Annotated in this window: 5 protein-coding genes and 1 other RNA gene; 1 reads left to right on the forward strand and 5 read right to left on the reverse strand. The window is 57.9% G+C overall.

Annotation, left to right across the window (positions count from 1 at the left end):
- Positions 1–37: 37 nt before the first annotated feature.
- The 3 genes from UH5x_RS10105 to ffs form a co-directional block, all read right to left on the reverse strand.
- Entirely contained in the window at positions 38–568 is a 531-nt protein-coding gene (locus tag UH5x_RS10105; RefSeq protein ID WP_482635589.1) for a DNA polymerase III subunit gamma/tau, read from the reverse strand.
- A gap of 242 nt (positions 569–810) precedes the next feature.
- The gene (gene dnaX, locus UH5x_RS10110; protein ID WP_482635590.1) at positions 811–2,010 is read right to left on the reverse strand and encodes a DNA polymerase III subunit gamma/tau; all 1,200 of its coding nucleotides are present in this window, start codon (positions 2,008–2,010) and stop codon (positions 811–813) included.
- Between the two features lie 58 nt (positions 2,011–2,068).
- An RNA gene (gene ffs, locus UH5x_RS10115) (signal recognition particle sRNA small type) lies at positions 2,069–2,163 on the reverse strand.
- Between the two features lie 253 nt (positions 2,164–2,416).
- Here ffs and UH5x_RS10120 point away from each other — a divergent pair.
- Positions 2,417–3,091, forward strand: a complete 675-nt coding sequence (locus tag UH5x_RS10120; protein ID WP_047815525.1) for a DUF2141 domain-containing protein — start codon at positions 2,417–2,419, stop codon at positions 3,089–3,091.
- 75 nt (positions 3,092–3,166) lie between these two features.
- On the opposite strand, the gene rarD is transcribed toward UH5x_RS10120, so the two are convergent.
- A complete protein-coding gene (rarD, locus tag UH5x_RS10125) occupies positions 3,167–4,111 on the reverse strand; it encodes an EamA family transporter RarD (RefSeq protein ID WP_482635954.1) in 945 nt (314 codons plus the stop codon).
- Entirely contained in the window at positions 4,104–15,056 is a 10,953-nt protein-coding gene (locus tag UH5x_RS10130) for an SDR family NAD(P)-dependent oxidoreductase (RefSeq protein WP_482635955.1), read from the reverse strand. The genes rarD and UH5x_RS10130 overlap by 8 nt, the downstream gene beginning before the upstream one ends.
- Between the last annotated feature and the right edge of the window lie 21 nt (positions 15,057–15,077).

Below are 15,077 nucleotides of genomic sequence, written 5' to 3' on the forward strand. Positions count from 1 at the left end.
TCAAATATAAAACGAACGAATCCGATCGTCACGATGCTCAACCGCGAGGGGTGTCCACGCGAACGATTTCAGCGCCCAGCAATTCGACGCAGGATTGAACCAAGGGGTTGGCCTGGATCTCGCGCATTCGCTGCATCCGATTTCGATTCTTGGGCTTGGCGGCCGCAACCGGCTCAGCCTTTTTCACCGCGGTCGCTTCGAATTGCAAGGTAGCACGCCGACCAGTCACCCGGGCAACGGTTCGAAGAATTTCCTCTTTGTGCTCAGGCATCTGGCACCGACTCAGTGCCAACCCAGAGCTCCCAGGAAACACCAACCGCAGGACACCGGGCTCGGGCGAATCCACCCGCTCGGCTGCTTTGGCCAACGTCGCGGTCATCGGATCCATTTCCTGAAGCACCTGCGACCAACCGGACTTGGCTTCTTCACTGGAAATCAGCGGGTAACCATCCGTCGAGGTCGTGGATGCAGCTTGCTCGCCCGCAGACTCCGCAGCAGCAGCTGGCTGAGGCACGGCAGCTGACTGGGGCACGGCAGCTGGCTGAGCCACGGCGGGTGACTGGGCCACGGCAGGTGATCGACTCGATCCGGTGAGGGACGAGGCTTGCCCGACGGGCGCGGAGGATGGTGACGCTGCGGGCGGGGGACTGGATGCAGCCGCTGCGGAAGCAACTGGTTGCGCCGGATTGGACGTCGCTTGATGAGCAGAAATGGGTTCCGCCGCGGAATCAACACGCACATTCACCGCGTCACGCTCCGAAGCCGAACTGGACTGAGGCGTGGCGGGCGCCGTCGCGGGAGCTGAGCTAGCTACCGGGGCCCGCTTTTTTTTTCGCTGCCGCCCTTTGCACCGCTGGCACCTGACGCAGCCGCCAAATCCGAGATGGCCTGCAAATCGGGCAGGTGACAAACCTGAATGACCGTCGCTTCCAGCAAAACCCGAGCGTGGACACTGTGCCGAATTCGAACCAACGTTTCATCGACCAAGCCGACAATTGCGAGCACCGTCTGCAAGCCCCAACGACCTGCCAACTCGCCCAACGCACCGTGCATCGATGCAGCCGCGTATCGCATCAGGGAAGCTTCGCATCCGACGGCAACCGCCATCAGGTCACGGAAGTAACCAAGCATTTGCTCCGCCAACCGCCCCGCGTCGACCCCCTCGGCAATGGCCTCGTCAATCTGCGAAAGTGCGGCCGCGGCATCTCGTGCCGCCATGGCTTCGGCCAAACGATGCAGACGCTGATCGTCCGCCGTCCCCAGCATCGTGTGCACATGGTCGGCCGTCAGGTGCCCATCGCTGAAACTCAGCACTTGCTCGAGCAACGATTGGCTGTCTCGCATTGACCCTGCGGCACGACGTGCCAACAGTTCCAACGCTTCCTCTTCCACCGTGTTGTTTTCAGCTTCGACAATCTCGCGCAGACGCTGCACGATTTTATCGCTTTCAACCGGAGCAAAATCGAAACGCTGACAGCGACTGAGCACGGTGATCGGAATTTTCTCCGGATCTGTCGTGCAAAAAATGAACTTGACGTGCTCGGGCGGCTCTTCCAGCGTCTTCAAGAGCGCGTTGAACGCGGCCCCTGTCAACATGTGGACTTCGTCGATGATGTAAATCTTGTACCGCGAGCGACTGGGCCGCACCCCAACGTTGGCTCGCAACGACCGAATTTCATCGATCCCACGGTTGCTAGCACCGTCGATCTCAATCACATCAACGTCTTCGCCCGAATCAATGGCCTGTGCGACATCACTTTCGTTGTCCGGGTTTGCCGTCGGACCATCGGGGTGATTCAGGGCCTTCGCGAAAATCCGAGCGGTGCTGGTCTTGCCGACCCCGCGGGCCCCCGTGAACAGGTAAGCATGCCCCACGCGAGAGGTTTCAATCGCACCCTGCAAGGCGCGAGCAACATGGTCCTGACCGACCAGCTGCGTGAAATCTCGCGGCCGATAGCGTCTTGCAACAACGACGTACGACCCGTCGTCTGCAGAATGATCGTCGCTCACAGATTCACATGAATTCGTAGAAACGGTTAAAAAAACCGGCTGGCAATCGCGTCTGCTTGGTGGAGGCAACCCTCACACAAAGTTACACCGCTTATGGCTGCTCCAGTTAAGGCCTGACCAGGTTCACGACTCACAGTCGCAAGGGTCGCCACCATCAAGCAGATCGCTCCGCTAGTTTAGGTCAAGCATCTCTTTTGCGAAACCCATCCCAGCCCCAGTTTGACGAAGTTGCAGGTTGAATCGCTTCGTCGCATCGATCGCGCATTTCGGTTACCCTGAGGGCACTCGTTGTTCGCCATCAACGATGCTTGGGACAGACCGTTCGGACGATCGATTCGCCATCGAATCGGCTGAAACAGCCTCCTTGAGCGAAACACAGGTCCAGTCGGGCTGAATCTTGTCGGGAATGGAACAGATGGAAAACGGGTTCGAACCCCAAGCAGAAACAAAATCCGACCCCATCGAACAGGTCGAGTTGGAACCAAGCTGGAACGCTTGGCAGTCACTGCCAGAGCGCTGGCAACAAAACCACGGCTCGCTGCTGATGGCTTTCGCGACCCTGGTCTTTTTGACTGGAATCGGCGTCCTGACTTACCGACAAAACCAGTTCCGCCCGCCGGCCTTTCCAGATGCATCCAGCATCAATCCCGCCCACAACAATTCTTTGACGGCGTTGGACTTGGCCACCGGCGAAGCAGCTGACGCGAACGAGGAACGTGTCCTGATTCGAGTCATCGGCGCCATCCCGAGTGACTCGCTGGTTTGGCTGGCACTCTACAACGCCGACACTTCGTTCAATGATCCGGAGAATGCGTTGGTCGCCGCCCAATTGCCCATTCAGCCCAATGGCGTGGCGGCGTGCACGATCCCAATCAGCCAACTCCCAAAACGATTTGCCATTGCTGCGTTCCACGACACAGACAACGACGGCGCCTTGTCCCGAAATCAGTTCGGGATCCCCGCTGAGCGTTACGGCTTCAGCAACAACGCTCGCGGAAAATTTGGGCCACCGGATTTCGCAGAAGCGGTGATTGATCGGCCTGAAAACGGCGAGACTCCCCTCGACGTGCAGATCTACTGAGCCGCAGCTGCCGGTGGCCTTCTCCCGATCACGGTGCGTCAAAAGCATTCTCGGGATCAGCGGGAAGGTCGATCCTCAATTCGCTTCCGCGACCAGCGTGGAGCGTCGGCGTTTGAATTGAGACGCCACCAAGAAGATCAGCAACCCAATCCAAACAAAAACGAACCCCACCTTTCTGGACGGGTCCAACGGCTCTTCAAACAACACGTAGCCCACCCAAAACTGCAGCGTCGGGCCGACGTACTGCAGAATCCCCATCAGCGATAAATCCACTCGCTGGACAGCGGCGGCAAAGAACGCCAACGGTGCAATGGTGATCACCCCAGCCCCCAACAGCATTCCAAACTCGACGGGTGTCCCGGTTTGCATCGTCGAAACACCCTCTGCCAAACGTAGGCCCAAGTAGATCGCTGCGGGAACCACCAACACCGTGACTTCCAACATCAAACCAAGCAGCACGGGAAGCGTGGCCTTCTTTTTCACCAAGCCATACACGGCAAAGGAAGACGCCATGGCCATCGAGACCCACGGCAAACCACCGTTGCCGATCGCCATCACCGACACACCCACCGCGGCGAACCCGACCGCCACCCATTGCGGCCAACGAAGACGCTCGCCCAAGACCACCACTCCCAACAACACGTTCAACAACGGGTTGATGTAGTATCCCAGCGACGCCTCCAGAACGCGGTTGTTGTTGACCGCCCAAATGAACGCCAACCAATTGATCGCGATCATCAACGCCGCCACGATATAAACCGCCCAAACACGACGACTACGAAGCTCTCGCAAGACGACTGAGAAACCTCCCCACCGTCCCCGCCAAAGCATCACAGGCAGCACCAGACCGAGTGTCACGAACGACCACACAATCCGGTGAGACACCAATTCCATCGAGTCAGCGTTGCCGATCTGTCGCCAATAAATTGGAAACAAACCCCACATCGTGTGAGCCACAATGGCACACACCAATCCGATTTTGAGTTCACCGCTGTGCGAGTGCTTCGGCGTCTCAGCCACCCGCATGACTCACATTGGAATTCGAGCGATTCAGATTTGAGCCATTCAGACCGGAATTCACATCCAAGGAGTCGCAGAGGGAGCGAGCCAAGTGCTTGACGTGAGGATCCTGAACCATGCTGTGGTGGTGCCCAGGAGTTAAAATCACATCCGCGCGATCCGCCAAATGAGACCAACCACGATCCGCACTGCCTTCCGTCTCGAACGGAACGTCGGTGGGGCGGAACAAGACGATCCGTGTTGCAATGGGTTTCATTTTGTACTGGGTGGCCAACTTCAAATGGTGGTGGAACAAGGCTTTCAAATCGTCGATTGCCCGAGCAGCAACGTCAGCAGGTGTGTCTTGATCCAACACTCCCAACTTCTCAGCGTGCTGCCACAGGAAAGGCAACTGCTCTTCGCTCGGGAGCTGTAACAACTCGTCCAGCGTCAAATCAATGCCGTATTCCAATCCCACGTTGGTTTGATCTTCCGCAGGGACCAGGTCACTGGCCCCACTCGGGATGGACGAGTCGAGCAGAATCAATCCCTCGACATCGTGCCCAGAGGAAATCAATTGCTGGGCAACTTCCATGGCAATGACCCCGCCGACCGACCATCCGCCAATCACGTACGGCCCCTCCGGCCGAACCGAGCGAATAGCGTCGACATACTCTGCGGCCATTGCCCGCATCGTCTCTGGCAAGGCTTCTTTCCCGTGCAATCCCCGCGAGCGAATCGCGTACATCGGTTGATCATCCGGCAATTCCGCCGCCAATTCCCGGTAACAAACGACGATGCCTCCCGGCGGGTGAACCATGAACAAAGGAGTCCGCTCCCCAGTGACTTTCAACGGAGCCAGTAATTCATTCAGACCGTGATTCTGCTGAATCGCTTGGTCTGCGTAGAACTCAACGGACGACTCCCCAAATCGTCGCGAAAGCTCCTCGGGATACAGTGTTGCCAATCGCCCGGCCATCGCGGAAATGTCAGCGAGATCAAAGAGCAACGACGAGGGCACATCGACCCCCAAATCTTCACTCAACCGATTCGTCAACATCGCCGCCTGAAGCGAACTGCCGCCAAACTCGAAAAAGTTCTGATTGATCCCAATCAACTGCGATCCCAACAGCTCCGTCCAACGATCCGCAAGATGCTGTTCCAAACTCGTTCGCGGTGGCTGATACGCCGCCAAGGCGGAAGCGTCTTGCGCGAGTTCCGGCAACGCGTTCAAATCCACTTTGCCGCTCGCGGTCATCACAAAGGCCTCCACTTGCTGCATGTGAGCGGGGCGTTTGTATGGCGGCAAATGCTCCGCCACATGATGCTGCAACGACAACACCACATCGCTCCACTGCGTCCCGCGTTCCGCAGCATCGCCTGGATGCCCGTCCGTCGACTCGGGCAAGTCCAACTGCACAAAGGCAACCAACTGGCTCGCCTCGGTGTCGCCAATCTCGCGAGGAACCACAGCCGCCTGAGCCACTGCAGGATGATCCTTCAGCACACTTTCAATTTCCGTTGGCTCGATGCGGTACCCACGAACTTTCAGCTGCCGATCCATGCGCCCCAAAACTTCCACCATGCCATCCACTCGCCGACGACCTTGATCGCCAGTCAGGTAAGCCCGTCTGCCATCGCCCAACGTCACAAACCGCTGATGAGTCAATGGTTCATCACCGAGGTACCCGTCGGCCAATCCCTTTCCGACCAAGGCCAACTCGCCCACAAACGTGGACGGCACTTCGCGTCGATCCGAATCCAACACGACCACGTCGGTATGATCCGCAGGCAAACCCACTGGAATGCGTCGCGGTGAATGAACATCAATGATGCGGTACGCGGTCGCTTCCACCGCTGCCTCTGTCGGACCGTAGCAATTCCAAATCTGGGCTTCACTGTTTCGACGGATCGTCCGGGGCAGGCTCTCGGGCATGGCTTCGCCACCAATCCAAACGTGCCGCAACGAATGACAATGTGCAAACTTGCGATGCGAGGCGACCAAGTCAATCCAGGAAGGCACACCAACCAAGACGGTCACACCTTCGCGAATGATTTGGTCCACCACCGAATCGACATCGGCGACTCGATCCACGTCCGGCCAGACAACGCTGGCTCCTTGAGCATAGGCAAACAATGTCATGCCCAACCCGGCATCAAACTGATGCGAGAGTGGCATCAGCATGCGGTCAGATGAATTCAAGGGCGTGATCCGACCTCGCCATCGCAACGTGTTCGCGATCGCACCCTGCGAAACAACAACGCCCTTCGGAACTCCGGTTGTTCCCGACGTGTAGATCACGTAAGCCGCGTCCTCGGCTGTGACCACCGGATCCTTCGCCGCACCAGGGAGCGATGATTTACCGTTCCCATTGGTCACGCCATTTTGCGAACCGGTCAGCTGATCCCATGTGAACGACTGCAATGCCGAAGGAACTTCCTCGCCGAGTTGATCGACCAAGATCCGGGTGGCTCCCGTTTGCTGAACCACCAGATCCAGCATCACGGAAGGACGACTGGAATCCAGAGGCACCGGGACGGCACCGATCTGCTGCAACGCCAGAATCAAATCCATCGCTCGCTGGCCGGGCTTCGCCAGCACAGGCACAAACTCACCGCGTTCAAAATGATGCGTCTGCAACCGTCGTGCGATCAAGTCTCGAGTCGCAACCGATCCCGCAACCGCCTCGTCCGCCAAGTCAGAAAGGGAAGGGCTGGCTGGCTTTAATTTTGGCGACCGGAACAATCGGTTGAAGGATCGTCGCCGCCCACCGCCGACCTCAGCCTGCTCCTGTGAACTCGATGCCTTGGTCTGCGATTGCTGAGTCGCTCCCTTCAAAATCAACGCATTGAGAGTCGTCCGCTCATTCTCATCCGCGCCGCTCTTCCGATCAGACGGCAATGATTGCTGGGACATCGATTGCTGAGCCTGCATCCCCTTGAACAAGTGGATCGAATCAACCAATGCGTTCGGCTCAGCCAACAACTTCCCAAGCAGCGACACGAACTGATCCGCCATCGCCTGCATGGTGTCCGCTTCGTACAGGTCCTTGCAATACACAATCATCCCACTCAGATGATCGCCAGTCATCTCAAAGATGAATTCCAAATCGTAGTGACAGGTTTGGTGCGGAACCGGGTAGCTTTCCTGCTTCAACCCTGCCATTTCCTTGACCTGAGTCGCCGATGGAAACAGATATCCGGCACGTCCCTCTTCGTCTCGCACGTGCGCCTTTTCGAACGTGCAAGAGACCTGGATCAGTGGACTGCGGCCCGTGTCACGAGGGGGATCCACATCCCGAACGATTTGTGCAAACGGATATTCTTCGTGCTGCATCGAGTCAACCAAGCGATCGCCCGCCCGGCGGGCCAGATCCAGGAACGTTGGATTCCCAGAAACGTCGGCCACCAACGGCAACATATTGACAAAGAAGCCAACCGTGTCCTCCAAATCGGAGTGCGTCCGCCCCGCGAAAGGACTTCCGATGATGAACTTCTCTTGACCGCTGGCTCGGTGCAACATCACCTGAAGCGCCGCCATGACAACCGAGGACGAAGTCACCTGGGCTTGTTTGGCAACTTGATTGATCGCCGCGCCGACCTCCTCCGCACATTCGATCCCGACAATCTTGGCAGACTGAGTGAATGTCGTCGGACGGGTTCGATCTGTCGGCACTTCCAAGACCTTGGGGACATCCGCCAACGTCTTCGTCCAATACTCTTTCAGCGATTGACCTCGTTGCGAATTCAGCAGTCGACGCTGACGCAACACCAACTCGAAGTAGTCCTTCTCGGGCGCAACGATGGATGGAACCGCACCGGTCAAATATTGCGGGTAGAACTGCTTGATCTCGCCCAGAATCAAAATCAACGACCAGAAATCAACCACGATGTGATGTGTCGTCGCAACCACCACCCAGTCGTCTTCCGCCAACCGGAACAGACGCGTTCGCATCATCGGTCCATTCTGCAAATCGAATGGACGCTGGGTCTCTTCGATCACAGCTCGAAGCAAGGCGTCTTGATCATTCTCGCCATCGATTGATGCCGACCAATCCTCAACCACAAACTCGGGTTTCAGTTCGTCGTGAACGATCTGCTGAAGCTCGCTCGATGAATCCGTGAACGTTGTCCGCAACGCCGCGTGACGCCGCACCACGCCTTCCATCGACTTCCGCAATGCATCGACATCCAGCGGCGATCGCAAGCGCGTCGGCAAAAACACATTGAATGCCGTCCCCTTCTGATTGCGACGAAATGCGTACCAGAGTCCCGTCTGCTGATCCGACATCGGATAACGTTGACGGTCCTGCATCGCCGGATCATCCGCGATCTCATCTTGTTCGTCCGCACCAACTTGCGTTCCCCAGGCTCCTTCGGAATCACCGGTTTCGGCCGCCAAGGATTCACTGAGCGTTGCCACCAAGGACTTCAAGCTGGATCCACGCATCAGGGAACCAATCTGAAGTTTCAACTGCAGCTGGCCCTCGATCCAGTTACGAAGCTCAACCGCCATCAACGAGTCCAACCCCATTTCCAACAGGGGCCGGTCAACATCCAACTCGGCAACGTTTCCGCCCAGCAACGACGCCAACTTGACCGACACCACTTCGTGCAAGCATCGCTCCCGATCAGAAGCTGCTACCTGACGGAGTGATTCACCGTTGAGCGTCTGCTCGGTGTCGTTGCCTCCACGAATCAAATGCGCAAATCGAGGGGAGACGTCCTTGGTCAAACCCAACCCGCGCCAACGTGACCAATCCATTCGTAGCACGCTGCACTGGGTCACTCCACGATGCAAGGCGCGAGCCAAACATTCGGTTGCTTCGGACGACGAGAAATCCAGCACCCCCTGACGCCGCAATCGTTCGCTCAGGTCTTCCCGTTCGGCCAAGTAGCCAACTTCACCAAGGTGCCCCCAGTTGACCACCGTCGCAGGCAGCCCTGACACACGGCGGTGATGGGCCAACCCGTCCAGCAACGCATTCGCCGCGGAATAATTCGCTTGCCCAGCGTGCCCAAACACACTCGACAAAGACGAGAACAAAATGAATTGATCCAGAACACGATCCCGAGTGGCTTGGTGCAAATTCCACCCGCCGAGCACCTTCGGCCACAGCACTCGATCCAAGGTCTCACGATCCAGATCAACGATCAGTCTGTCTTCCAAAACCATCGCGGTGTGCAACACGCCACGCAGCGGCGGCAACTGTTCGTCGATGTGATCCAACGTCTGCTGAATCTCATCGGGAACCGTGATATCGCACGGCAGCACCACCACCTGAGTCCCGCGAGATCGCATTCTCTCGATCACAGGGACGGCTTGCTCGCGAAGGGTTTTGCTTCGTCCGCTGAGCACCAATGTGCCCGCCCCGGACTCGGACATCCAATCCGCGATTCGCAAACCGAATCCGCCTAAACCGCCGGCCAACCAGTAGGTTCCGTCGCTGCGGAACTGGAATTCACTTTCGTCGCGAGCTTGCACCTGCACCGGTGGAACGGTGTAGTCAACGATCACCTTGCCAATGTGCTTGGCCTGCTGCATGAACCGGAACGCCGACGCAGCGTCTGACGCTGCAAAACGTTTTGGAACATGGCCGTGATAAACTCGCGAGTTGAACTTCTGCACCACCGCTCGCAAACGCTTGCCCATTCGCACGGCATGCTGCTGAAACAGCTGGTCCAAATCAATCGCAAAGAAGGCAAGGTTGTTGCGTAACGGGTACATGCCCAGCGATTGATCGGCGTAAATGTCTCGTTTGCCAATCTCAAGAAAACGCCCGCCAACTCGAAGCAAACTCATCCCCGCGGGGATCGCTTCTCCCGGAAGCGAATTCAGAATCGCATCGATCCCCGGTTCACCACGGGACGCCGTCAAATCGGCGATCTCAGAAACAAAGTTCAGTGAACGGGAATCATGAATGTGCTCAACGCCCAGCGACCGAACATGCTCTCGTTTGAAATCATTGCCTGCCGTCGCGAAAACCTCCACGCCCAACTCTTGTGCCACCTCGATCGCCGCCAGCCCCACGCCACCACTGGCGGCGTGAATCAAGATCGATTCATCGTCCCTCAACCGAGCGCACGAATTCATCGCGTGATCCGCGGTCAGCCAAGCCACCGGGATTGCGGATGCATCGACCAGGTCCATCGCCTCAGGAGCCTTCGCAACCAACGCAGCATTGACCAACACATGCGTCGCAAATCCGCCGGGAGCCACCGCGATGACTTGGTCGCCAATCGCAAATTCTTGGACGTCGTCGCCCACGGCCGTGATCGTGCCACTGACTTCGGCACCCAATGCAACCGGGCCAGGAGGCAACCCGGGGTACAGATCCAACACCTTCATCACATCACTGAAATTCAACCCTGCGCCGGCAACCTGAATCTCAACTTCGTCCGCATGCGGCAATGTTCGGCCGAAAGCCTGATGCTTCAGTTCGTCGACTCCCGATGCGGTGCCCTTGACCAACCGACAGGCCGAACGTTGCTCTGGATCGATCGCCGTCCAGCGTTCTTCACGATGCATGTCAGGAACGAAACGGTGGACGTATCGAACGCCATCTCGCAACATCACCTCGTCTTCCGCGTCTTCGCGTGCCCATTCAGCAGCCAACCCTTCCAGCGGAAAATTCGCGTTCGGATCGCAATCCACCAAACGTGTTCGCAGCGATCCGATCTCGCTCACAATCACGCGTCCGACACCGACCAAGGGCATCTGAATCGCAGCAACCGGTTGATCCAATTCATCACCCGACTGAGCCCCCAAGGTCACAATCGTGAATCGCGTGGCCGGACGATCGGGAATCGCCTCCCAACTTTGAACCAAATGCAGCGGAGCCCGCGTGCTCATCAAGGTGCTGTCACGAAGTGCATCACTGGCATCGCTTGGCGACATCGCTTCCAACGTCAGCGGGTCCAACGCATCAATGGCCCACAGATAGACCAGGTGCCAGTCTTCCGTCGACTCATGGATCCCGAGTTCAGCCCACAATCGCGAAAAGGATTGCGGGTCATCGGCGTCCACCCAGTAGCAATCCTGATCCACCGAGCCATCGCCCACGAATTGTCCCGCGTGCTGAGTTGGGTCTTGAATGGGATGCACCCACAAGAAGTCTTCGCGTGACTTTCCCCATCCGCGAACGAGCTCATCGGCGAGATCCGCTGGCGAGAACACCACCATTTTCTCGTTCGTTGAGTTGGACGAGCTTTCCAACTCATCCGCCTGCCAACGATATCGATACAGCAGATCCTTGGTCGATCGTTCGGTCTCGGCGCCCACGCGTCGGCTTTCGAATCCAACGATCGAACCCAAGTGCGATCCGTCGTCCAGATACAGATCCAAATCCGCCAACAGACGGTGTTCCGTCTTCAGCCGTATTTTCGCATGCACCGTCAATGACAAATCCAATCCGACCGACTGGATTCTCTCGAGATCGACTTGGATGTCTTTGATTTCATGTGGCAAGTACAACCCACCCGGTGAATTGCCGAACAGTGGATCGCAAACCACCATCGCATGAAAACAACTGTCCAGCACCGCAGGATGAACAAGAAACAGCGAGGCCTCCGCGTCAAAGGCAGGGGTGCGAACAGATGGCTCCAACTGCACCGTCGCAATTGACTCGCCATCGCACCGAACGCCCTCGCGAATGCCTTGGAACGCGGGCCCGTAGTTCAAGCCGATCGACTGGCAATAGTCGTAACATTCCTCTGCGTCAAAACTTTGTTGGCAACGTTTCCGGCCCGCCTGCAATTGGGCTCGCTTGGCATCGGCATCGATTGGCGCAGGAGTCCCATGGGTCGCCGCCAAGAGCGCCGTCCAGGCATCGCCCGGAATCTCACTGTATCGAATTTCGATGGAACGTCGGTCGCCCGCCAAGGAGGTTTCCAATCGATGCGTCTGCGATGGATCCAAGATCATCGCGTTGAGCAACTGCAATCGCTGAAGTCGGATCCGAGTGGGCTCGGGATCGCCCGCCAATTCGGCGGCCTGAGACAACACCGAGAGCGTTCCTGACAACGCCATCTCGATTCCTGCTGCGGCGGGAAACATCGCCGCACTGCGAACACGGTGGTCGAGCAAATAGGCTTGGTTGTCACCATCCACTCGGCCACGAAAAACCGGGTCGGCGGATCGGTCCGCGTCACCAAGCAGCGGGTGCACGGAGGTCGTTAGCCGAGAGCGACGGGATTGTTCCGATTCCTGCCACAACGCTTGCTGCTGCATCGGATAGAGCGGCAACTTGGCCCGTTTCGTCGGCCGAGGAACGACCCCCGACCAATCCATTTCAAACCCCAGAGAGAACAGGTCACTGAGACTGCTCAGCCAAAGCCTTTGGTCTTGATCAACCTCCGCGGAATCACTGGATTTCGATTCTGTTTTCGGTCGCCGTGCCGTCGCAATCAACTGAATGTTCTGGGGTGTGTGCCCGTAACACTCCGTCGTCGCAAACGCCAACACGGGGTGTGGTCCCAACTCAATCCCCACGCCATGCCCCGCCTTCGCTGCCACCATCACCGCATCGGCAAATCGGACCCCGCTGCGAACGTTCGTCCACCAATACTCACCAGCCAATGAATCAGCTTCGCTGATCGCACGTCCAGTCACCGTCGAAATCATCGGCGTGTGCAAAGGCCGCGTCTGGATGCCATCGAGCGAACGCAACAACTCGTCGCGAACCGGGTCCATTTGTGGACTGTGAAAGGCATACTCCACGGCGAGTCGACGACAGAAAATCGAATCCGCTTCGATTGAAACCGCCAATCTTTCGATCGCGTCCTTGTCGCCCGACAACGTGATCGAAGCCGGGCCGTTGACCGCGGCAATGGCAACCGTCGCGGGCATCAACGGATCAATCTTTGCGAGCGCCGCGATTCGTTTCTCCGCCTCCTTTTCCGTCAAACCAACCGCAATCATCGCACCGCGACTGGTCGCCAGATCCATCGTCCGGCCGCGATGAATTGCCACGCGGCAAGCATCCGCGAAATCCAGCCCACCGGACAAATGAGCCGCGGCAATTTCACCGACACTGTGCCCAATGATCAAACTTGGACGAATCCCAACCGAAGCCCACATCGCGGCTTGCGCCACTTGGATCGCAAACAGGGCTGGCTGCGCGATGGAGGTACGATCCATCCGAGTCGTTTCCGAATCGCGATGCAGTTCTTCGATCAGCGACCATTCCGAGGTGTGCTTTTGAAACTCGATCTCAATGCGTTCGATGATCTGACGAAAGACCTTGTTGTCTCGATAAAACCCACGTCCCATCGCCCACCACTGCGGTCCCTGACCACAGCACAAAAACACAATCCCTTGAGACCGTTCTGCAGCAGGCAAACGAGCTGGCATCAGAGAGGTTTCATTCGAGGCAGTCGTTGAACGCAACGAATCCGCCAGGGTGTTCAGCTCCGCCTGCAACGACGAAACATCCCCGCCAACAACCAACGTGCGAACATCATGGTGCGTGCGGTGATGAGCCGCCGTCGCTGCCACTGCCGCGAGCTCGAACAAACCGTCGCCAGACTGCGATTGTTCGGTCAGCCAACCATTCCACTGATCCGCAACTTCCACCAATGACTTGCGATCGGTCGCCGAAATGGGCAGGACAACGGGGCGAGTGCCGCCGGGTTCGGCCGGGTTCTCTTCGTCGGAAAAACCACTCGTCGATTGGCTTGCCACCTTCCCGCGTGGAGCTTCTTCAACGATCAAGTGACCGTTCGCTCCGCCATAGCCGAATCCGTTGATCCCGGCGATTCGAATCGCCCCTTCCGCTTGCCAAGGTTCCAACTCGGTCGGAACGTGCAGGTTCCAAGCACGCAGATCGATTTCGGGGTTAGGGGTCTGCAAATGCAAGTGAGGCGGGATGGCTTGATGGTGCATCGACAGAGCAACCTTGATCAAGCTTGCGATGCCAGCCCCGGCTTCCAAGTGCCCGATGTTTGTTTTGACCGAACCGATTCGGCATGGTGAATCGCGGTGGAGCGAACTCGATGCGATGACTCGCCCCAGCGCCCCAGCTTCGATCGGATCCCCAACGGCCGTTCCGGTCCCGTGAGCTTCGAAGTAATGCACGTCGGCGGGATCGACGTCGGCCAACTCACACGTGCGCCGGACCAACCGCTCTTGCTGTTCACCGCTGGGGACGGTCAAACCGGGAGTCCGACCGTCCTGATTCAGGGCGGTCGCCCGGATCGTGCAGTAGATTCGGTCGCCATCTTGCTGGGCCTCGCGGAGCGGTTTCAGCAGCACCATTCCCGCGCCTTCACTGCGGGCGTATCCGTTGGCTCGCGAATCAAAGGTTTTGCAACGGCCGTCCGGTGACAGCACGCCGAGCTGACTGAACGCGACATAAAAGTCCGGCATGATCAGCGCATTGACACCTCCGGCCAGTGCCGTTTCAGCTTCGCCGTTCCAGATCGCTTGGCAAGCCATGTGCAGCGCAACCAAGGAGGACGAACACGCGGTGTCGACGGCAACGCTTGGACCTCGCAAATCAAAACAGTACGAAATTCGGTTGGCCGCGATGCTGCTGGACGATCCCGTGTTCGTGTACGGTCCCAACTCCCCCCGATCTTCGAAACTCAGGCTGGCGACCGCATAATCGATGCTGCTGATCCCGGTGAACACCGCGACCGGGCGGCCTGCCAACGTGCCAAGCGGCGCACCGCCATCTTCCATCGCTCGATAAGCGACTTCCAACAGCATTCGTTGTTGCGGGTCCATCGCCGCGGCTTCGCGGGGCGAGATCCCAAACAGAGCCGGATCAAATCGCTCGATGCCGCGAACATAACCGCCCCATTGGCTCTGCGTTTTGCCGGGCAATGGATCTCCAGGACGATAGAACTTTTGCAAGTTCCAACGATCGCTGGGGGTCCGCGAGATGGCGTCTGTTCCTGATGCCAACAGATCCCAAAACGCGGACGGATCGTCCGCATCGCCAGGAAAGCGACACCCGATGCCCACAACGGCAATTGGTTCGTTTCT

The organism is Rhodopirellula sp. UH5 (assembly GCF_056839225.1).

What these genes read in the sequence shown, in the direction of transcription:
- UH5x_RS10120 (WP_047815525.1), top strand. Translation starts at nt 2,417, where the DNA reads ATGGAACAGATGGAAAACGGGTTCGAACCCCAAGCAGAAACAAAATCC.